21 protein-coding genes and 1 pseudogene are annotated in these 19855 nt (G+C 62.2%); 6 read left to right on the forward strand and 16 right to left on the reverse strand.

What is annotated here, in order from left to right; all coding sequences use genetic code 11:
- Positions 1-14 precede the first annotated feature (14 nt).
- Positions 15-671: a ligase-associated DNA damage response endonuclease PdeM gene (gene pdeM / locus DXT77_RS07815; protein WP_119427222.1), complete on the reverse strand. Its 657-nt coding sequence runs from the start codon at positions 669-671 to the stop codon at positions 15-17.
- A complete protein-coding gene (locus DXT77_RS07820) occupies positions 671-3157 on the reverse strand; it encodes a ligase-associated DNA damage response DEXH box helicase (protein ID WP_119427223.1) in 2487 nt (828 codons plus the stop codon). The genes pdeM and DXT77_RS07820 overlap by 1 nt, the downstream gene beginning before the upstream one ends.
- 84 nt (positions 3158-3241) lie before the next feature.
- Here DXT77_RS07820 and DXT77_RS30355 point away from each other — a divergent pair.
- Positions 3242-3334: pseudogene (locus DXT77_RS30355) on the forward strand (metal ABC transporter ATP-binding protein); the annotation flags it as partial.
- A gap of 16 nt (positions 3335-3350) precedes the next feature.
- Here DXT77_RS30355 and DXT77_RS07825 read toward each other — a convergent pair.
- From DXT77_RS07825 to DXT77_RS07865, 9 genes are all read right to left on the reverse strand, one after another.
- Positions 3351-4115, reverse strand: coding sequence for an ABC transporter ATP-binding protein (locus DXT77_RS07825; protein WP_085712923.1), 765 nt, complete (start codon positions 4113-4115; stop codon positions 3351-3353).
- A 13-nt stretch (positions 4116-4128) separates the two neighbouring features.
- Positions 4129-5247 (reverse strand): succinylglutamate desuccinylase/aspartoacylase family protein, encoded by a 1119-nt coding sequence (locus DXT77_RS07830; protein WP_119427224.1) that lies wholly within the window; start codon positions 5245-5247, stop codon positions 4129-4131.
- A 12-nt stretch (positions 5248-5259) separates the two neighbouring features.
- Positions 5260-5970, reverse strand: a complete 711-nt coding sequence (locus tag DXT77_RS07835; RefSeq protein ID WP_085712925.1) for an ABC transporter permease — start codon at positions 5968-5970, stop codon at positions 5260-5262.
- The gene (locus DXT77_RS07840) at positions 5967-6695 is read right to left on the reverse strand and encodes an ABC transporter permease (RefSeq protein ID WP_065259276.1); all 729 of its coding nucleotides are present in this window, start codon (positions 6693-6695) and stop codon (positions 5967-5969) included. Before DXT77_RS07840 ends, DXT77_RS07835 begins: the two co-directional genes overlap by 4 nt.
- A 57-nt stretch (positions 6696-6752) precedes the next feature.
- Positions 6753-7535 carry a transporter substrate-binding domain-containing protein gene (locus tag DXT77_RS07845; RefSeq protein WP_065259277.1) on the reverse strand — a complete coding sequence of 261 codons (783 nt, stop codon included), beginning with the start codon at positions 7533-7535 and terminating at the stop codon, positions 6753-6755.
- Between the two features lie 219 nt (positions 7536-7754).
- Complete coding sequence (locus tag DXT77_RS07850; RefSeq protein ID WP_119427225.1) at positions 7755-9440, reverse strand: ATP-dependent DNA ligase; 1686 nt, start codon at positions 9438-9440, stop codon at positions 7755-7757.
- Positions 9437-10471, reverse strand: coding sequence for a ligase-associated DNA damage response exonuclease (locus tag DXT77_RS07855; protein WP_119427226.1), 1035 nt, complete (start codon positions 10469-10471; stop codon positions 9437-9439). Before DXT77_RS07855 ends, DXT77_RS07850 begins: the two co-directional genes overlap by 4 nt.
- Before the next feature lie 124 nt (positions 10472-10595).
- On the reverse strand, positions 10596-13046 hold the full coding sequence (locus DXT77_RS07860) for a penicillin acylase family protein (RefSeq protein WP_119427227.1): 2451 nt from the start codon (positions 13044-13046) through the stop codon (positions 10596-10598).
- Positions 13047-13190: 144 nt separating this feature from the next.
- Positions 13191-13835: a glutathione binding-like protein gene (locus DXT77_RS07865; protein WP_119427228.1), complete on the reverse strand. Its 645-nt coding sequence runs from the start codon at positions 13833-13835 to the stop codon at positions 13191-13193.
- A gap of 139 nt (positions 13836-13974) precedes the next feature.
- Here DXT77_RS07865 and DXT77_RS07870 point away from each other — a divergent pair, with 139 nt between their 5' ends.
- Positions 13975-14535, forward strand: a complete 561-nt coding sequence (locus DXT77_RS07870; RefSeq protein ID WP_119427229.1) for a cysteine hydrolase family protein — start codon at positions 13975-13977, stop codon at positions 14533-14535.
- Positions 14536-14681: 146 nt separating this feature from the next.
- Here the strand turns inward: DXT77_RS07870 and DXT77_RS07875 are convergent, their stop codons facing one another.
- From DXT77_RS07875 to DXT77_RS07890, 4 genes are read right to left on the reverse strand one after another with little or no spacing between them, the layout of a single operon-like run.
- Positions 14682-14885, reverse strand: a complete 204-nt coding sequence (locus DXT77_RS07875; RefSeq protein ID WP_003198420.1) for an SEC-C metal-binding domain-containing protein — start codon at positions 14883-14885, stop codon at positions 14682-14684.
- Positions 14886-14890: 5 nt separating this feature from the next.
- The gene (locus DXT77_RS07880; RefSeq protein ID WP_085712931.1) at positions 14891-15376 is read right to left on the reverse strand and encodes an LEA type 2 family protein; all 486 of its coding nucleotides are present in this window, start codon (positions 15374-15376) and stop codon (positions 14891-14893) included.
- A 41-nt stretch (positions 15377-15417) separates the two neighbouring features.
- Positions 15418-15894, reverse strand: a complete 477-nt coding sequence (locus DXT77_RS07885; RefSeq protein WP_085712932.1) for a YchJ family protein — start codon at positions 15892-15894, stop codon at positions 15418-15420.
- Between the two features lie 4 nt (positions 15895-15898).
- A complete protein-coding gene (locus DXT77_RS07890) occupies positions 15899-16396 on the reverse strand; it encodes a DUF6231 family protein (protein ID WP_065261926.1) in 498 nt (165 codons plus the stop codon).
- 199 nt (positions 16397-16595) lie between these two features.
- Here DXT77_RS07890 and DXT77_RS07895 point away from each other — a divergent pair, with 199 nt between their 5' ends.
- The 4 genes from DXT77_RS07895 to DXT77_RS07910 all read left to right on the forward strand — a co-directional run bounded on the left by DXT77_RS07895 (position 16596) and on the right by DXT77_RS07910 (position 19295).
- The gene (locus DXT77_RS07895) at positions 16596-17291 is read left to right on the forward strand and encodes an OmpA family protein (RefSeq protein ID WP_085712933.1); all 696 of its coding nucleotides are present in this window, start codon (positions 16596-16598) and stop codon (positions 17289-17291) included.
- Between the two features lie 88 nt (positions 17292-17379).
- The gene (locus DXT77_RS07900; protein ID WP_119427230.1) at positions 17380-18102 is read left to right on the forward strand and encodes an OmpA family protein; all 723 of its coding nucleotides are present in this window, start codon (positions 17380-17382) and stop codon (positions 18100-18102) included.
- Positions 18103-18265: 163 nt separating this feature from the next.
- Positions 18266-18544: a DUF1145 domain-containing protein gene (locus DXT77_RS07905; RefSeq protein WP_114881704.1), complete on the forward strand. Its 279-nt coding sequence runs from the start codon at positions 18266-18268 to the stop codon at positions 18542-18544.
- Complete coding sequence (locus tag DXT77_RS07910) at positions 18537-19295, forward strand: collagen-like protein (RefSeq protein WP_119427231.1); 759 nt, start codon at positions 18537-18539, stop codon at positions 19293-19295. The genes DXT77_RS07905 and DXT77_RS07910 overlap by 8 nt, the downstream gene beginning before the upstream one ends.
- Positions 19296-19345: 50 nt before the next feature.
- On the opposite strand, the gene DXT77_RS07915 is transcribed toward DXT77_RS07910, so the two are convergent.
- Positions 19346-19810: a CopD family protein gene (locus DXT77_RS07915; RefSeq protein ID WP_119427232.1), complete on the reverse strand. Its 465-nt coding sequence runs from the start codon at positions 19808-19810 to the stop codon at positions 19346-19348.
- Positions 19811-19855 lie beyond the last annotated feature (45 nt).

A 19855-nucleotide genomic window follows, 5' to 3' on the forward strand; every position in this document is an offset into this window, starting at 1 on the left:
TCCTGAACAGGACCTCAGCCGACGGGCCATATTTCGTTGTCGCCAATGACAAAGATCCGACAGCTGTCTTCCTTCTCCACCGGATAACCGCCGGTGAAGGCACCGAACGCCGGCAGCAGGCTGATGCGTTCTCCCAGACTGAAACACGCCAGTCTTAGACGCTGACGCCCCTTGCCGTTCAATCGATAAACCGGATGCACGTGCCCGGCTAGGACATGGCGTTCAGGGTGCGGATCGGGTTCATGCTGCAGCGCGAAGGGCCCTAGCAGCAAGGGCTCCGGCACCACCCGAATATTCAGCGCCTGCGGCGGATCGCCGGCACGTTTATCGTGATTGCCGCGAATCAGCGTGATCGGCAGATCGGCATGACGTGCCCGCCACTGCGCCAATGCCTGCAAGGTGCCGGTGGCGTGGGAGCCGGGCCCGTGCAAAAAATCACCGAGGAAGATCAGTTGCCGACACGGCAGTTTCGCCAGCAACTGTTCGATCACCGCAATGTTGCTCGCCGTGGTGCCCTGCGGCACCGGCTGCCCCAGGCGACGGTAGGCGGCAGCCTTGCCGAAATGCACGTCGGCAATCAGCAGCGTCTGTTGCGCCGGCCAATACAGTGCCTTTTCCGGCAACAGCCAGAGTTCTTCGCCCGCCAGACGCACAGGGTAGGGCGCGCCCATCAGGATTGACCCTTGTCGGCGGTTTTCTCCAGATCGCCGACCATGCGCCGGATGCGGTCGGCGAGTTTTTCCGAACTCATGCTTTCGCGCATGCGTTCCACCAGCAGCGGGAAGCCGAGCGGTGTAGGACGTTTGATCAGGTGCATGTCCAGTTTCATCCGGTTGATTCGCTCCAGGGTCTGTTCCAGTCGACGAATATCCAGTTCTTCCCGTAGGACTTCTTCCCCGGCCTGCGCCAACAACAGATTGTCGGCGTCGTATTGTTTGAATACCTCGAAAAACAGTCCGCTGGAGGCCTGCACCTGTCGGGTGCTTTTTGGCGCGCCGGGGTAACCGGCGAACACCAGGCCCGCGATCCGGGCGATTTCCCGAAACCTGCGCAGCGCCAGTTCGCCCGCGTTGAGGCTGGCGAGCACATCCTTCAACAAATCCTCGGGACTGAGCAAAGCGCCATCCAGTTGCACAGACCAGTCAACGGGCGTGGCGCTGAGCAATTCCAGTCCGTAATCATTGACCGCAATCGAAAAGGTCACAGGCAGGCGCTGGCTGACCCGCCATGCCAGCAGACTGGCCAGCCCCAGATGCACCTGACGTCCGGCAAACGGGTAAAGGAAAAGGTGCCAGCCTTCGCGGGATTTCAGTACTTCGGCAAGCAGATTGCTGACTGTCGGCAAACCCGACCAGCGCATCTGCGTTTCCAGCAACGGTCGCAAGGCCTGCATTTCCGGGCCGGCAAACTCGCCGTGTGCTGCGGCACTGAACCGTGTGACCACCGCTTCAGCCAGTTCGCTGGACAGCGGCATGCGCCCGCCATTCCAGCGCGGCACGGCGGCTTTTTTCGCGGTGCTGCGTTTGACGTAGGCGGTCATGTTTTCCACCCGCACCAGTTCCAGCAAGCGTCCGGCGAACAGGAAGCCGTCACCGGGTTTGAGGCGGGCGATAAAGCCTTCCTCGACGCTGCCCAGTTGCTTGCCGCCTCCGCCCTTGCTCCAGAATTTCAAATGGATGGAGGCGTCGCTGACGATGGTGCCGATGCTCATCCTGTGGCGGCGTGCCAACCGGGCATCGGGTACTCGCCAGATCCCGTGCTCATCCGGCTCGACCCGACGGTAATCCGGGTAAGCCGTCAGTGACATCCCGCCATGGCGTACGAACGCCAGCGCCCAGGCCCATTCCGCCAGCGTCAGGTCGCGATAAGCCCAGGCTCCCCGGACTTCTTCGTACAAGTCCTCGGGTAAAAAGCCACCGCCCAATGCAATGCTGACCAGATGCTGGACCAGCACATCCAGCGGTTTGTGCGGTGACAGTCGCGGTTCGATCCGCCGTTGCGCCACGGCATCGCGGGCGGCAGCGGCTTCGATCAGTTCCAGACTGTGGGTCGGCACCAGGGTGACCCGCGACGTTCGACCGGGCGCATGGCCTGAACGCCCGGCACGTTGCATCAGGCGCGCCACGCCTTTGGCTGAACCGATTTGCAGCACTCTTTCCACGGGCAGAAAATCCACCCCCAGATCCAGACTCGAAGTGCAGACCACGGCTTTGAGTTGACCATTCTTCAACGCCTGCTCGACCCAGTCCCGGGTCTCGCGGGACAGCGAACTGTGGTGCAAGGCAATCAGACCGGCCCAGTCCGGCCGTGCTTCCAGCAACGCCTGATACCAGATTTCCGACTGCGCCCGCGTGTTGGTGAACACCAGGCTGCTGGCGCACACATCCAGTTCGGCGACCACCTGCGGCAACATTTTCAGACCGATATGCCCGGCCCAGGGAAAACGCTCGATCTGCGGTGGGAGCAGGGTATCGACCCGCAGCGTTTTTTCGCTTTGACCCTGAACACTCACGCCGCCGCCCTGTGGGATCAACACCTGTTCGGCGTGGGATTGATTGCCGAGCGTCGCAGAAACACCCCAGACGATCAGTCCCGGATGCCAGCGCCGCAGGCGGGCGAGGGCCAGTTGCAGTTGTACGCCGCGTTTGTTGCCAAGCAGTTCGTGCCATTCATCGACCACGACCATGCGCAAGGTCGACAGCGCCGTTTGTGCGTCGGCGCGGGCGAGCATCAGGGTCAGGCTTTCCGGGGTGGTGATCAGCGTAGTCGGCAGGCGCCGATTCTGGCGGGCGCGTTCGCTGCTGCCGGTGTCGCCGGTGCGCAGGCAGACGCTCCAGGGAATGTGCAGATCGTCCAGCGGCGTTTGCAGGGCGCGCGCGGTGTCGGCGGCCAGCGCCCGCATCGGCGTGATCCACAAGACGGTCAGCGGTTCGGCAGGCGGCGGGCGTTTGCGGGTGGTCTCTGCGGCAGGTCCGGAGCGGGCAAATCGATCGAGCGCGGCAAACCACACCGCGTAGGTTTTACCGGCACCGGTGCTGGCGTGCAGCAGTCCGGACTCGCCACGCTTGACCGCCGCCCACACCTGCTTCTGAAAGGCGAACGGCTTCCAGTCGCGGGCGCTGAACCAGGTTTTTGCGAGGTCGAGAGATTTCACCATGCAGGCTGCGCGCGCTCTGTAGATGTTCTTCCAGTGACCACACGGTGGGCGCACAAGTTTGATTTTTGTAGACGATGAAAATCCATTGTGGGAGCGAGCTTGCTCGCGAAGGCGTCGTCACATTCAACATCATCGTTGACTGACAGGCCGCTTTCGCGAGCAGGCTCGCTCCCACAGGGTTTGGCGCAAGTCGTTACTTGAGATTGCCGCTGAGGAATTGCTTCAGGCGTTCGCTTTTCGGATTGCCCAGCACGTCTTCCGGCGCACCTTCTTCTTCCACCAGCCCTTGGTGCAGAAACAGCACCTGGCTCGACACCTTGCGCGCAAAACTCATTTCATGGGTCACCATGATCATGGTCCGGCCTTCTTCGGCCAGGCCCTGAATCACCTTGAGCACTTCGCCGACCAGTTCCGGGTCGAGTGCCGAAGTCGGTTCGTCGAACAGCATGACTTCCGGCTCCATGGCCAGGGCCCGGGCGATGGCCACCCGTTGTTGCTGGCCGCCGGAAAGAAACGCCGGGTACTGATCGGCGACCCGGGCCGGCAGGCCGACCTTGTCCAGATAACGCCGGGCGCGATCATCGGCCTCGGCCTTGCTGCAACCCAGCACCCGGCGCGGGGCCATGGTGATGTTTTCCAGCACGGTCATGTGGCTCCACAGGTTGAAATGCTGGAACACCATGGCGAGGCGGGTGCGCAGGCGTTGCAGTTCCTCGGCGTCGGCGACGTGCATGCCGTGGCGGTCGGTGACCATGCGGATCGCCTGGCCGTCGAGGCTCATCGCGCCGTCGTTGGGTTGTTCGAGGAAGTTGATGCAGCGCAAAAAGGTGCTTTTGCCCGAGCCGCTGGCGCCGATCAGGCTGATCACGTCACCGGTTTTGGCTTTGAGCGAAACGCCTTTGAGCACCTGATGGTCGCCATAGCTTTTGTGCAGGCCTTCTACGGTCAGTTTGTACATGGGACAGGCATCCTCAAGGCGAAAGTAAATAGCCGCTGCGATAGGCTTCGGCGCCCGCGACGTGGGCGATCACCATGCCGGCCGTGGCCATGCGCCGCAGCGAGCGGGCATAGAGCAGACCGGAAGCGGTGCAATGGACTGGCGTGACCCGATCGTTGATCGGGTCGATGATTTCGGCGATTTGCTGCCCGGCTTCCAGATGCTGCCCGGGCGTGGCGGTGTACACCAGCAGGCCGCCGACCGGCGTGGTGACAGGTTCGACACCGGCCAGCGGAGTGGCCGGGAATGGCAACTCCGGCAGCGGTTTCGAGGCGCCGGCGATGGCACCGAAGTGAGTCAGGTAATCGAGCAGCGCCTGACAGTCACGACTGGCCACCGGATGGCTGACATCGCCCTGGCCGCGCAACTCGACCGTCACCGAGAAACTGCCGAGGGGGATCTCGAAGTGCTCGCCGAAGCGCTCCTTCAATTGCCACCACAACAGGGTGAAGCATTCGTCGAACGACTGACCGCCGGAGTCGGTGGCCAACAGGCTCGCCTGTGATTCGATGTAGCGCGCCAGCGGCTCGACCTGCGGCCAGGCCTCGGGCGTGGTGTAGAGGTGAACCACGGATTCGAAATCGCAGTGCAGGTCCAGCACCATGTCCGCGTCACAGGCCAGCCGTTGCAGGGTCAGGCGCTGGGATTGCAGCTGAGTCGTGGCGGTATGGCGGGCGAGGGCGCTGCGCAGGCTGGTGCGGATCAGTTCGAGGTTGCGCTGCGGGTCGTCGCACAGTTGCGATTCGATTTCGTTGCCGATCTCTTCGCTGAGGTCGACGAACCAGCGATTGAAATTCTGCCCGCTCTCCAGCTCGTAGCGGCCCAGCGGCACGTCCATCAGCACCTGTTCAAGGCCGACCGGGTTGGCCACCGGCACCAGCACGATTTCGCTGATCAGGCGGCCGGCGGCTTCCAGCTCCGCCAGGCGCTGCTTGAGGTGCCAGGCCACCAGCATGCCGGGCAGTTCGTCGGCATGCAGCGAGGACTGGATATAGATCTTGCCTTTGGCCTTTTCCGGGCCGAAGTGAAAGCTGTGGATCTGTCGTGCGGTCCCCGGCAGCGGGGCCAGCAGGTCATGTATCTGGTGGCGCATTGCAGAGAGGTCCTAGTGAGTCGGCCCGAGGAAGGCCAGCCATCGGCGTTCGGCAAGACGGAACAGGCCGACCAGCGCAAAGGTGATGGTCAGGTAGATCAGCGCGGCGATGCCGAACGACTGGAAGGTCAGGTAGGTCGCCGAGTTGGCGTCCCGTGCGACTTTCAGGATGTCCGGGATCGTTGCGGTGAACGCCACGGTGGTCGAGTGCAGCATCAGGATCACTTCGTTGCTGTAATACGGCAGCGAGCGACGCAGCGCCGACGGCATGATCACGTAGGCATACAGCTTCCAGCCGGTCAGGCCGTAGGCCTTGGCCGCTTCGACTTCGCCGTGGTTCATGCTGCGGATCGCCCCGGCGAAAATCTCCGTGGTGTAGGCGCAGGTGTTGAGGGCGAAGGCGAGGATCGTGCAGTTCATCGCATCGCGAAAGAATGCATCGAGCATCGGCTGGGCGCGCACGGCGGCCAGGCTGTAGATCCCGGTGTAGCAGATCAGCAACTGGATATAGAGCGGCGTGCCCCGGAACAGGTAGGTGTAGAACTGCACCGGCCAGCGAATGTAGAAGTGCGGGGAAACCCGGGCAATCGACAGCGGGATCGACACGATGAAACCGATGAAGATCGAGGCGCTGAGCAACCACAGGGTCATGGCCAGCCCGGTGATGTTGTTGCCGTCGGTATAAAGGAAGGGTTTCCAGTATTCCTGCAGGAGTTCGATCATCGTACGGCCTCCCGGGCACCGGCGGCGTAGCGACGTTCGAGCCAGCGCAGGATGACGTTCGAGGCACTGGTGATCAGCAGATAGATCAAGGCGGCGAGTACCAGGAAGTAAAACAGTTGATAGGAGCTTTTGCCGGCATCCTGGGCGGCCTTGACCAGATCCGCCAGGCCGATGATCGACACCAGCGCGGTGGCCTTGAGCATCACCATCCAGTTGTTGCCGATGCCCGGCAGGGCGAAGCGCATCATTTGCGGGAACACCACGAAGCGAAAGCGCTGGCCGCGTTTGAGGCCATAGGCCGTGGCAGCTTCAACCTGACCTCGAGGCACGGCGAGGATCGCACCGCGGAAGGTTTCGGTGAAATACGCGCCATAAATGAAGCCCAGGGTGATCACGCCGGCGGTGAAGGAGTCGATTTCAATGTAATCCCACTCCATGACGTCGGTCAGCGCGGTCAGCCAGGTTTGCAGGCTGTAGAAGATCAACAGCATCAGCACCAGGTCCGGCACCCCGCGAATCAGCGTGGTGTAGAGCTGGGCGGGCAGGCGCAGCAGTTTTGATTTGGACAGTTTGGCACTGGCGCCCAGCAGGCCGAGCAACACGGCCACCAGCAGCGACAACGCCGACAATTTGATGGTCATCCAGGTGCCTTCCAACAGCAGCGGACCGAAGCCCTTGAGGCTGAAGGCGGAGAGCCCCAGATTTTGCAAGAGGTTTTCGAACATAAATCAGCAACCTGAGCGGATGAAAAAGGCGCCCATCGAAGGATGGGCGCCGGTGCATTATTTGCCGCTGTACAGATTCAGATCGCCAAAGTGTTTCTTTTGAATCTCGGCGTATTTGCCGTCGTCGTGTAACGCTTTGATACCTTTATCTAAAAGCGCCTTCAGCTCTTTGTTACCTTTCTTAATACCGACAGCGGTTTTGGCCGGCAGCAATTCGCTGTCAACCGGCTTGCTGACTTCGTATGCGGCACCGTCCGGCGACTTCAAAAAGCCCAGTTCGGCTTGCAGCATGTCCTGGATCGAGGCGTCGAGGCGGCCGTTTTTCAGGTCGGCGTAGACCTGGTCCTGGTTGGCGTAGGCCTGGATTTTCACCCCGGCCTTCTCCAGCACGGCCTTGGCGTAGGCTTCCTGGATGGTGCCTTGCTCGTAACCGACGGATTTGCCTTTCAGCGAAGCGACGTCATCGGTCAGGCCGGAACCCTTCTTGAATACGTAGGCCGTCGGGCCGGAGAACAGCTCGCTGGAGAAGTCGATGGCCTTTTCACGGGCCGGTGTTACCGTCATCGACGAGATCACACCGTCGAATTTATTGGCGTTGAGGCCCGGAATCATGCCGTCGAAGTCGCTTTCGACCCACTTGCACTTGACCTTCAGTTCGGCGCAGATCGCGTTGCCCAGATCGATGTCAAAGCCCACCAGGCTGCCGTCGGCCGCTTTCGACTCGAACGGTGCGTAGGAAGGATCGACGCCAAAACGCAGCTCTTTGTATTCCTTGGCCAGCGCGGAGCCGGCGGCCATGCACAACGCCAGTGCAGAAAGGGTCAGCAATGCTTTTTTCATTATTCAATCCCTAAGAACCAATATGAGCGCTTGTGGCGCAGAATTATTGTTACTGGAACGCTTACGACTTATAGAAAGTAGCAATTTCCGAACCAGAGTCCCGAACAAGTGTTTTAAAAGGTGCAGGAAGGGAGGGCACAGCGGGAGGAATGCCCGAAAACGGGCATGGAAAATCGGATGCACCCTTTCAGCGCAGGAAGGGCCTTTCCGGGGCAGGAGTCAGACCAGCAGATTCTGCAAGGTCGCCAGGTTGTCGGCTTCTTCCACGGTCTTGTCCTGGCGCCAGCGCAGCATGCGCGGGAAGCGCACGGCGATGCCGCTCTTGTGCCGGCGCGACAGGGCGATGCCTTCGAAACCCAGTTCGAACACCAGGCTCGGTGTCACGCTGCTGACCGGGCCGAATTTTTCCACGGTGGTCTTGCGCACGATGCTGTCGACCTCGCGCATTTCCTCGTCGGTCAGGCCGGAATAGGCCTTGGCGAATGGCACGAGGGCGCGGGCGCTGGAACCGGGCGGCCCGTCCCACACCGCAAAGGTGTAATCGCTGTAGAGGCTGGCGCGCCGGCCATGGCCGCGCTGGGCGTAGATCAGCACGGCGTCGACACTGAACGGGTCGACCTTCCATTTCCACCAGACCCCCATGTCCTTGGTGCGGCCGACGCCGTACATCGCGTCGCGGGCCTTGAGCATCATGCCTTCGACCCCCAGTCGCCGGGAGGATTCGCGCTGACGGGCGAGGTCGAACCAGTCGCTGCCGGTCAGCACCGGGGAGGGCAGCAGCACAGGGTTGTTGCAGCGGGCGAGGACTTGTTCCAGTTGTTCGCGCCGTTTGATCTGCGGCTGGTTGCGCCAGTCTTCGCCCTGCCACTCCAAAAGGTCGTAGGCGAGGACCACCACCGGCACGTCTTCGAGGATCTTTCTGTCCAGGGTCTTGCGCCCGATCCGTTGCTGGAGCAGGGCGAAAGGTTGCACCGCCGGTGGCGCCGTCGAATCGGGATCAAAGGTTTCGGCGTCAGGCCGGGTGTTTTTCCAGACCACGATTTCGCCGTCGATCACCGTGCCGTCAGGCAAACCTTCAACCAGCGAATCGAGTTCGGGAAAGCGTTCGGTCACCAGTTCCTCGCCCCGGGACCAGATCCACAACCGCCCGTCACGCTTGACCACTTGGGCGCGAATGCCGTCCCACTTCCACTCCACCTGCCAGTTGCTGGCCGGGCCGAGCAAGGCTTCGAACTGCTCGACCGGTTGCGACAGGCCGTGGGCGAGAAAGAACGGATACGGCTGACCACCACGCTGGGCGTGTTCGTCGCTGGACTCGGGGGCGATCAGTTTGAGGTAACTGGCGGCGTCCGGTCGGTTGGACAAGTCGGTGTAACCCACCAGCCGTTGCGCCACGCGTTTGCTGTCCAGCCCGGCCATCGAGGCCAGTGCGCGAGTCACCAGCAATTTGGAGACGCCGACCCGGAAGCTGCCGGTGATCAGTTTGATGCACAGCATCAGGCTCGGCCGGTCCAGTTGCGCCCACAGCGCTGGCAACTGACGAGCGAGGTATTCCGGGGTTTCACCGCGCAACGGCAACAGTTTCTGCTCGATCCATTCGGCGAGACCTGCTTCGGAGGTGTGCGGGTTTTCCGGCAATACCAGCGAAATGGTTTCCGCCAGATCACCGACCGCTTGATAGCTCTCCTCGAACAGCCACGGTGTGAGTCCGGACACTTCGACGGCGAGTTCGCGCAGAATCCGTACCGGCACCAGTTGCCGAGGCCGCCCGCCGGACAGAAAGTACACCGCCCACGCGGCGTCTTGTGGTTCCGCCTGGGCGAAGTAGGCCTGCATGGCCGCGAGTTTCGCGTTGCTGGAGGTGGTGGCGTCGAGTTCGGCGTACAACCCGGCGAAGTCTTTCATGGTTGCACCTCGGCGACGACGGGTTCGACGGCGAGGTTGTCCTGTTCATCATCGCCGTATTCGGTGTTGAAGCCTTGAGCGTCGAGGCCTTGTTCGCGCAGGTGGCGGACCAGCACACCAATCGAGCCGTGGGTGACCATCACCCGTTCGGCGCCGGTCTGTTCGATGGCCCACAACAGGCCGGGCCAGTCGGCGTGATCGGAAAGCACGAAACCGCGATCCACGCCGCGCCGCCGACGGGTGCCACGCAACCGCATCCAGCCGCTGGCGAAGCTGTCGCTATAATCGCCGAAACGCCGCATCCAGCTGCTGCCGCCGGCCGAAGGCGGGGCGATGACCAGCGCCTGACGCATCAAAGGATCGTTTTTCTTCACGTCGCCGGCGTAGATCGTCGGTGGCAGATGCACCCCGGCCTCGCGGTAGACCCGGTTCAGCGGTTCCACCGCGCCGTGGCTGAGGATCGGGCCGAGGGTTTCGTCGATGCCGTGGAGGATGCGCTGGGCCTTGCCGAACGAGTAGCAGAACAGCACGCTGGTTTTGCCGGCCTCGATATTGGCCTGCCACCACTGATTGATCTCCCCGAACACCTGCGCCTGCGGCTGCCAGCGGTAGATCGGCAGGCCGAAGGTCGATTCGGTGATGAAGGTGTGGCAGCGCACCGGTTCGAACGGTGCGCAGGTGCCGTCGGGTTCGATCTTGTAGTCGCCGGAGGCGACCCAGACTTCGCCGCCGTATTCGAGCCGCACCTGAGCCGAGCCCAGAACGTGTCCGGCGGGGTGAAAGCTCAAGGTGACGCCGTGGTGGGTCAGACGCCGACCGTACTCAAGTGATTGCAGGTTGATGTCCTGACCGAGACGCGCACGCAGAATCCCTTCGCCGGCGCTGGCCGCCAGATAGTGCGCGTTGCCGGTGCGGGCGTGATCGCCGTGGGCATGGGTGATGACCGCGCGCTCGACCGGGCGCCACGGATCGATGTAGAAGTCCCCGGCGGGGCAGTACAGGCCTTCGGGGCGGGCGATAACAAGGTCCATGGCGTTACCGGAATGGAGGGACTTGTTAGCTATGAGGTTTGCGCGAAGTCAGAAGTTCGATTGATTTTGCGGGTCATTGCAAAACCCGTGTGGCAGCCGGCTGGCTCCCACACGGGGATCGCGTTTACTTCCCGGGAGTCAGCGTCAACCGCGTCTTCCCATACACCCGCTCAAAGTTCTGCGGCTGCATCGGCAAGCCGATGTACTGGCCCTTGAGCCAGGGATCGATGCCGTTGAGGTAGTTCGGGCTGGCCGGGTTACCCGATTGCCCCGTGCCGTTCTGGCCCATCAGCGGTTCGCTCTGGCTGAAGTCGACGATGAAACGCATTGACGGCGCCCGGGTGGTGTTGAAATCCTGACCCCAGGCAAACGCCGCCGTGTTAAGAGTGGTGTGGTCACCACCCGCAGCGATCGGACCGCGAACGGTCTGGCCGTTGGCATTTTTCCATTCGTAGCGGTGCAGTTTGCCCCACTGCCAGGCTTTGCGGTCGCCACCCAGTTGACTGTCGCCGGCGCTGATCGCCGCCGCCAGGCTGCGGGCGAGGATGGTGGGTTTGTCTTCTTTCTGCGGGGTGCGGGCGTCGTCCCAGAACGGGCTGTCTTCACGGCCCAGCAAATGATCGGCCTGCGCCGAGTAGGACAAGTCGCCGTTGGCGATAAACGCTTTCCACGCCGGGCTGTTCTGCGGGCCGAGTTCGTCGAGGAAGATCTGCTTCATGCTTTCCTGCAGGAACAGCTCGTAGATCGCCGCGTCCGCCGAGGTCGGGCTGAGCTTGCCGTCGAACGCCATCAAGCGGGTGTAGGCCTCGCGGGCCTTGCTGCGGTCGGCTTCCGAAAGGGCGTCGATCGCCTGTTTCAGCGGCTGCGCCATGCCCGGGGCTTCGAACATCTTCTTCAGCTTGGCGGCGAAGGTGGTGGTCTGGTCGTACTGCATGGCGATCATGCTGCGGCTATCCTGTTTACCGCTGCCGGCCAGTTCCGCGAGGCGTTCGCCACGCTCCGGCGCGGCCCAGGAGTTGGACAACTGCATGCCGTAACCGTGAGGGATGACGCGTTGGTTGGCGGTGCCGAGCCAGCCCTGCGCCGGATCCTGATCGTAGGGGTGCAGCATCGGGTCGGCGTAACCGTCCCAGTCGTAGCGACCGTCCCAGCCCGGCGACGGCAGAAGGCCTTCGCCTTCGCGGCGGTTCGGGAAACGCCCGGTGACCTGCCAGCCGATATTGCTGGCGTCGGCAAACACCAGGTTCAGCGCGATGGCACGGATTTCCCGGCTGGCGTCCGAAGCTCGTTCAGCGGTTTGCGCGCGGCTCAGATCGAAAAACGCATCGAGGGATTTGTCGTCGGTGAAGCTTGGCGTCTGCAAGGCCAGACCGAAACCTGCGCTCTGGGCGCCAGCCTGAGCACTGTTGAGCAGCGCGCCATGGCGGGTTTCGTACACCGCTTCACGAATCGGTCGCTGGCCTTTGACGAAATAGGTTTCGTTGCGCACGCCCAGTGGCTGCCATTTGCCGTTGACCTCGTAGGTCAGGCTGCTGCCCTGGCGTCGGATTTTTTCCAGGAACAGGTCCTGGTTGTCGCCGAAGACGCTGGTCGCGCTCCACGCCACTTTGCCGTTGAAACCACCGAGGACCATCGGCAGACCGGCCACGGTCACGCCGGCGGCCTGGTATTTCGGTGCGTGAATCTGCACGAAACTCCACAGCGACGGCGCGGCCAGCGGGCCATGACTGTCGCTGGCCAGCAGGCTCTTGCCGCTGCGGCTGCGTTGCGGGGCAATCGCCCAGTTGTTCGAAGTGCTGGCGCCGAGCAGGTTCATCGCTGCCAGTTGTTCACTGGCGTTGCTCAGCTCGCTCAGGCCCGGAATCCGCCCGTTGAGCTTGATGCCTTGCAGCTTGTCGGCTTCGGCCACCGGCAGGTTTTCGTCGGGGGCGGACGGCGTCAGCCAGGCGAGTTTGTCGGTGGTGACGGTCTGCGCCAGCACCAGCGAAGCGATTTCCTCCGGCAGGTTGGCAGACTGGCTGAAGTTCAGCAGGCAGAAAATCAGCGCCGAGTCTTCCGGTTTCCAGTATTCAGGCTTGTAGCCGCTGGAGGCCAGATCCCCCGGCAACTTGTCGGCGTAGCGGAACAGGTAGGCGTTGACGCCCCGCGCATAGACTTCGAAGAAGCGCTTGAGCCGTGGCGACGAGGCCTTGTACAGCTCGCCGGCGCTTTTCTTCAGGTTGACGGCGCGCATGTAGCGGTCGGCGTCGAGCATCGACGCGCCGGACATTTCCGCCAGACGCCCCTGGGCCAGCAGGCGCAGGGTGACCATCTGATTGATGCGGTCGCTGGCGTGCACATAACCGAGGGCGAACAAGGCGTCGTGGAAGCTGTTGCTTTCGATCAGCGGCATGCCCATGGCATTGCGGCGTACCGAAACGTTCTGCGCCAGGCCCTTGAGCGGCTGTACACCGGAGGTCGGGGGGAGGGAGTCCTGAGCGTTCCAGGTCTGGCAACCGGAGAGGCTCAAGACACCGGTCACTGCTGCGGCAACGCCGAACCGGGGAAGAAAATGTGAAAGGGCTGGCGAGGCCATGGCAAAGCTCCTGCGGGGGTGTAGAGGCTGGGGGCGCAATAAAGCCGCTACGTTAGTGAGCAGGAGGGGGCCGCGCAAGCGGGGCAAGCGGTTATTTCTTCCCGTTGATCGTTCCCGAGCACGGGAACGATCAGGCCGGGTCACTCAAGCCTTCGGCGGATTGATCTTCTGCACCAGCGCGTAGGCCTTCACGGTCGCCGGGCGATCCTTGATGTGGTTGAACCAGCGCAGCACGTTCGGGAAGTCTTCGAGGTTCTGACTCTGCCATTTGTGCGAGACGATCCACGGGTAGATCGCCATGTCGGCGATGCTGTATTCGCTGCCGGCGACGAACTCATTGTTGGCCAGTTGCTTGTCCAGCACCCCGTACAAACGTGCGGTTTCATCGATGTAGCGCTTGATCGCGTAGGGGATTTTTTCCGGGGCGAACTGGCTGAAATGATGGTTCTGCCCGGCCATCGGCCCCAGCCCGCCCATTTGCCAGAACAGCCATTGCAGCGCCACCTGACGGCCACGCAGATCCTTGGGCAGGAACTTCCCGGTCTTCTCCGCGAGGTACAACAGAATCGCGCCGGACTCGAACAGCGACAACGGCTCGCCGCCATCGGCCGGCTCATGATCGACGATGGCCGGGATGCGGTTGTTCGGCGCGATCTTCAGGAAGTGCGGCTGGAACTGCTCGCCCTGGCTGATGTTGATCGGGTGCACGTTGTAGCGCAGGCCGGCCTCTTCGAGGAACAGGGAAATCTTGTGGCCGTTGGGCGTGGTCCAGTAATACAGGTCGATCATGGAAAGCTCCAAATCAGGAAGGGTACGGACAGCAAACGCCCGCTTCAGGTTGTCCTGTGTGCGTTCGATAGCTTGCTTGGTGACAGGAGGTGATGCTCAAGTACGGGAAATTCAATGACCGCGCGTGAGAAAAATCGCCATGGAGCTTCAGGCCAACGCTGCACTGATCATCATCGACCAGCAAAAGGGCATTCTGGAACCGCGTCTTGGCCGGCGGAATAATCCGTTGGCCGAAGAGCGGATCCTCGATTTGCTGAGCTTCTGGCGGCGCAGCGGGCGGCCGGTGATTCACGTGCAGCACCTGTCGCGCTCACCGGATTCGGTGTTCTGGCCCGAGCAGTCCGGGGTGGAATTTCAGGAAAGGTTTCTGCCGCAGGACGGCGAGTGGCTGATCCAGAAACAGGTGCCGGACGCGTTTTGTGCAACAAAGCTTGAAGTGAAGTTGCGTGAGGCGGGGATCGATCAGTTGATCATCGTCGGCGTTGCCACCAACAATTCAGTGGAGTCCACGGCGCGCACGGCGGGCAATCTGGGGTTCGAGGCGTGGGTGGCGGAGGATGCGTGCTTTACCTTCGACAAGGCTGATTACTTCGGTACGTTGCGTACGGCTGAAGAGGTGCATGCCATGTCGCTGGGGAATCTGCATGGGGAGTATGCGACGGTGGTCAGCAGTGCCGAGGTTCTTGGGGGCGTCCGATAGGGATTTGCCATATGTGCTATCGCCATCGCTGGCAGGCCAGCTCCCACAGTGGTGTGCATTCCGTCTGAAGGAACCGGATCCCAATGTGGGAGCGAGCCTGCTCGCGATGGCGATCTATCAGGTGAAGAAAGTCTTCGCCTGAAACATCAAGCGCCGTGGCACTTCTTGAATTTCTTGCCGTTGCCGCATGGGCAAGGGTCGTTGCGGCCGACATCTTTCAAGGCGTTGCGTACCGGCTCCTGGTGGGCGTGGCCGCAGTTCGGGCCGTGGACATGGCCATGGTCGTGATCATGGTGATGGTCATGATCGTGGTTGCAGTCTGGGCCATGGACATGAGGTTGCTGGGTCATCGGGGTCACTCCGTAATCAAATCGGCGGGGATTATCACGCCATTGCGCTCCAGGTGCACGTAGTGGGCGATGAATAAACCGGTTTCCATCTCGCCTTGCAGTCGGTAGGGAACCTGCTGGTGCGGATTCTTCAGCATTTTCACCACGTCCTTGACCTTCGGCCACAGGTTGGTACGGATCGGCACCTTGTAGAAAGCACTGCTTTTGGCGCCGACGGTGATCCAGTGCTCGTGCTCGCCCTCGGCCAGCAGCATGTCCGCCAGATGTACGCGGTATTCGAGGCCGCGCACGGTCAGCTCGCTGTCATTGGGATTGTCGATGCGAAAGTGCAGGATGAATTTCTGTTCGAGCAACTTGGCCCGCACCACTTCGACTTTCACCAGGTGCACGGCGGGGTCCAGGGTGTCGTCGGCGAACCATGAGGCACAGCCGCCGAGCCCCAGAAACAGCAGCAGCGTGAAGGCTTTGAATGTGTGCCATTGACCGACCATCGCAGAACTCCCTTTTGCGCCCAGTCTAGTCGCCACTCACCTCACGCGCCGAAATAGCCCGCGCAACACTTCTTGAACTTCTGCCCGCTGGCGCAAGGGCAGCTGTCGTTGCGCCCGAGCTTGAGCTGCACGGTCGGGTCGATGAAGTACCAGCGTCCGCCGTTCTGCACGAACGAGGAGCGCTCGCGGTGACTGTGCTCACCCTGACTGTCATGCCAGCGCGCGGTGAAGGTAACGAAGGCGTGTTCCGGCTGGCCGCCGAAGACTTCCGAACTTTCCACGTTGAGGCCAAGCCAGGTGCTCGACGCACTCCAGTTGCTGATCGACTGGCGATCCAGCCCGGCTTGCTGAGCGGGCAGGGTGGTCGCCACCAGATAATCGATCAGGCCCAGCACGTAGGCGCTGTAGCGCGAGCGCATCAGTGCTTCGGCGCACGGTGCCGGATGGCCGGCGTGATAATGGCCGCAGCAGGCATCCAGCAGGTTGCCGCTGCCGCAGGGGCAAATGGCTGTACTCATTGCATTACCACCAGTATTTCCCGAAGTTTTCCGGATTGGCCCAGAACCGTGAGTTGAGCCAGTCGGGGACTTGTTTGTAGTCAAGCAGATCATAGGTGAACAGGGTCAGCACCTGTTCATCCCGGGCGAAGCGTTCGCTGGCCTGCAGAGCCAGAGAGTAGAAGTCGGTTTCCTGCCAGCCGCTGGCCGGCAGGTCGGCCAGCACGGCGATGCGGCTGGCGTTGAGGTTGCGGATCCCGCCGAGCAGATTCAGGCCATCGCGCTTGGGCAAATGCTCCAGGCAATCGACCACCAGTGCCAGATCGAAGCGCTGTGCGGCGAGGTCTGCGGGCAAGGCACCGGGCGCGGCGTGAGCGACGCAAGTGTCCGGATGTGCGTCCTTGAAAGCGGCCAGCGCCGGAAATTCGCTGGCGCCGATCAGCAGCAGACGTGCCGGGGCGTAGCGGTCGAGCAGAGCGGCCAGTGCCTGCTGTGGCGTGCGGGAAGAAATCGCGACGTTCATCGAAGCTCCTCAATCAGATCGCCAAGACTAGCCTGCCCGAGCGTCGAGGCCTAGATCTCTGTTCTGCGGGTTTGCGGCAAATGCCTCGAAGTCCTGTGAACACGCTCGCAAACAGCAGTGGCCTATTGCTGGCGGAGATTAAAACTCCGGTCTTTACTCCCTGAATCGGTTCTAAGCCGATCCCTCAGGAGAAAACTAGATGAGCATAGTTCGGACAGCATTACCCTTGGTTCTGCTAACCAGTGTGTTGACTGGTTGCGCAGGTTTGCAGAAAACCGACTGGCCGACCTGTGCGGCAGTCGGCGGTGTCGTCGGTGCGGGTCTCGGCGCGACGGAAAGCTCCGCGTGGGCAGGCTATGGCGCATTACTCGTCGGCGGTACGGCGGCAGCCTATTGCTGGGTGCACGGTGATGGCGATGAAGACGGCGACGGTGTGCCGGACAGTCGCGACAAGTGCCCGCACACGCCTCGCGGCACCAAGGTCGACGCAGACGGCTGCCCGTTCCCGGCCCCTGCACCCGTGGTTGAAGAAGCTGTAGTGGTCAAGGAAGAAACCATCGTCATCCGCGATGTGCACTTCCAGTTCGACAAGGCCACCCTGACGCCTTCCGACAAGCTGGTTCTCGACAAGGTCGCCACGCGCCTGAAACAGGAATCCAGCACTGCGCGGCTGACCGTGACCGGTCATACCGACAGCGTGGGCAGTGATGCCTACAACAAGAAACTGTCGGATCGTCGGGCGCACTCGGTGGTGGAATACCTGATCCATGATGGTGTGCCACGTTCCAGCTTCGTTTCGGTGACCGGTGCCGGTGAAAGCCAGCCAGTGGCGGACAACAAAACCGCCGATGGCCGTGCGCTGAACCGTCGCACGGAAATCAAAATCGAGCGTTGATGCCCTCGCATCCGCGGCTTGTGCAGTCGCGGATGCGGGTCTTTACTCCTGTGTAACCGGTATGGGCCGGTGACACAGGAGCTTTCATATGAGTGTTCTCTCACGGTCCGTCTTACCGGTGCTGCTGGCAGGCAGCCTGTTGACTGGCTGCGCTACCCACAGCGATGGCACTGCCCCCCTCAATCAACGTACCTGGCCGATCTGCAGCGTCATTGGCGGACTGGTCGGCGGCGGTCTCGGCGCCATTGAAAACGGTGGTTGGGCCGCAGGCGGTGCGGCACTGGGTATCCTTACCGGAGGGCTGATCTGTTATGCCCAGGATGGCGACGAAGACGGCGATGGCGTGTTCGACCGCCGCGACCGTTGTCCTGACACTCCACCGAACACACCGGTCGATCATCGCGGCTGTCCGCTGCCGCAATACCCGGTCACCGAGAAACCGGCCGAACCGGTCCCGCAATCCGAAGTCATCACCCTGAGCGATGCCGGCAACGTGCTGTTCGCGTTCGACAAGTCCGACCTGACCCCGGCCGCGAAAAGCCAGCTCGATGCGTTGATGGACAAGTTGCGCAATGCCGACGTGGTGAGCATCAAGGTGATCGGCCACACCGACAGCAAGGGCACCGATGCCTACAACCAGGCTTTGTCGGAACGTCGCGCGAGCAGCGTGGCGGCTTATCTGTTGAGCCAAGGGTTGGCGCCGGAAAAACTCACCAGTGAAGGGCGTGGCGAGCGTGAACCGGTTGCCGACAACGAGACCGAAGAAGGGCGCGCGCAAAATCGTCGCGTGGAACTGCACATCAACCGCTAGGACTCTTCTGTAGTCCGCAGGCTAGAGCTGTCGGTCGACGATCAACGTCGAACCGGCAGCCATCCGACGAGTGCCCGGAACTTTTTTATTTGCCCCTCTGGCTTATCCCGTACGGAAGCCGTTACTGTGCGCCCAAAGAATAATTCGCAACACGGGGGAGCGTATGAAGGTGTTCTGTGGGCTGGGGCGATTGTTGACCCTGGTGTTCTGCTGCGTGGTACTGGCCAATCAGCTGGTGCCGTTTGTTCATCCGTTGCATCTGCTGGTCAATCTGGCTGGCGTCCTGCTGCTGGCCATCCATCTTCTTGAAGTGCTGCTGTGCAACGCCAGCCTCAAAGGTCGGCCGCACCCGTGGCGTGATCGTGGCCGTGTCCTGCTGTTCGGCGTTTTCCACCTGCAAACCATCCCGGCCCCGGCCGCTCCGGAGGCTTCCCATGCGTAAACTCTGCCTGCTCGCTGCATTCATCAGTCCCCTGGCCTGCGCCCAGGTGGTCAGTGTCGAAGCCAACTCCCTGATGCGTCTGCCGAACACGGCCAGCACGCTGCAGCTGGAAAAACTGGTGGTCGCCGATTACGGCACGTTGCTGGTGCCCTCGAACGTGACCGAGCTGAGCGTCGGCGAACTGCAGCTGGGCCACGAAGCGCGCATTGCCATCGTGCCGGGCGAACAGGCGCTGGACATGAAAGTCATCCGCGCCCGGTTTGCCGACGGGAGCCGCATCACGGCCCACGGTGCGCCGGGCACTTATGAAAAAGCGGCCCGCGCCGGGCGTAACCTGAACCTGCAATTCAAGGCGCTGGAGGCTCCACGGCTGATTGTCGATGCCCGTGGCGGCACCGGTGCGCCGGGCTTCGTCGGGCTCGACGGAGCCAATGGTCAGGAACCGGGCTGCACCTGGGGCCAGGCCGGGCACGGCTTCGACGGCAGTGACGGCAGCAACGGCCAGCCGGGTGCGCCGGGCGCGCTGGTGCGGCTGGAAGTGCCACGGGAGTTTCCGGCGGAGCTGATCAAGGTCGATGTGGCCGGTGGTGCCGGCGGGGCGGCAGGGCCGGGTGGCAAACCGGGCGCCGGTGGCAAGTCCAAGGGCTGCCTGGTGTATCGCGCCGATGGCGGCAAGAGCGGCAAGCCGGGGGCTGACGGTCAGCCGGGGCCGGCTGGTGCGGCGGGTTCGGTTACGGTTCAGCGCCTGTAAGCGAATTTCTAAATGATCGTTCCCGCGCTGCGGGAACGATCAGCAATACGTCAGAACGAAGGTCGCGCCGCCGCAATTGCCACCAGCAGCACGCCGACCAGCAAATTGATCCCCACCACCCGACGAATCCGCCCCAGCACCGCCGCACCCGCCGGCCAGTCCTTCGCTTCAACCGCCGTGCGCAGCTCCGGCAGCATCAGCCCCTGAACCCGGATGAACAGCGCGGTCATCACCACGTACAACCCCATCATCACCTGCACGTACTTCGGCGCTGTCTCAAAACCGATGTGCTGCAGATGCAACATGCCGACCCCGGTCACCGGCAGCAGAATCACCGCACCCCACACCCAGCGGAAAAAACCTTGAAACACTTCCACCCACAGGGACAGTCTGCCGGGGCCGTCCAAAGCCTTCACCGCCGCGGGGCGCAGCACCATCCAGGCGAAAAACATGCCGCCGACCCACACCAGAGCGGCGAGGACATGCAGGGGGTAAACGAGGCTAAAAGGTGTCATTGGGGTACTCCGTTCTGCGCGGGATCGATTCGCGGGGTATGATAG

Source organism: Pseudomonas sp. 91RF, assembly GCF_003576265.1.
Lineage (GTDB): Bacteria > Pseudomonadota > Gammaproteobacteria > Pseudomonadales > Pseudomonadaceae > Aquipseudomonas > Aquipseudomonas kribbensis.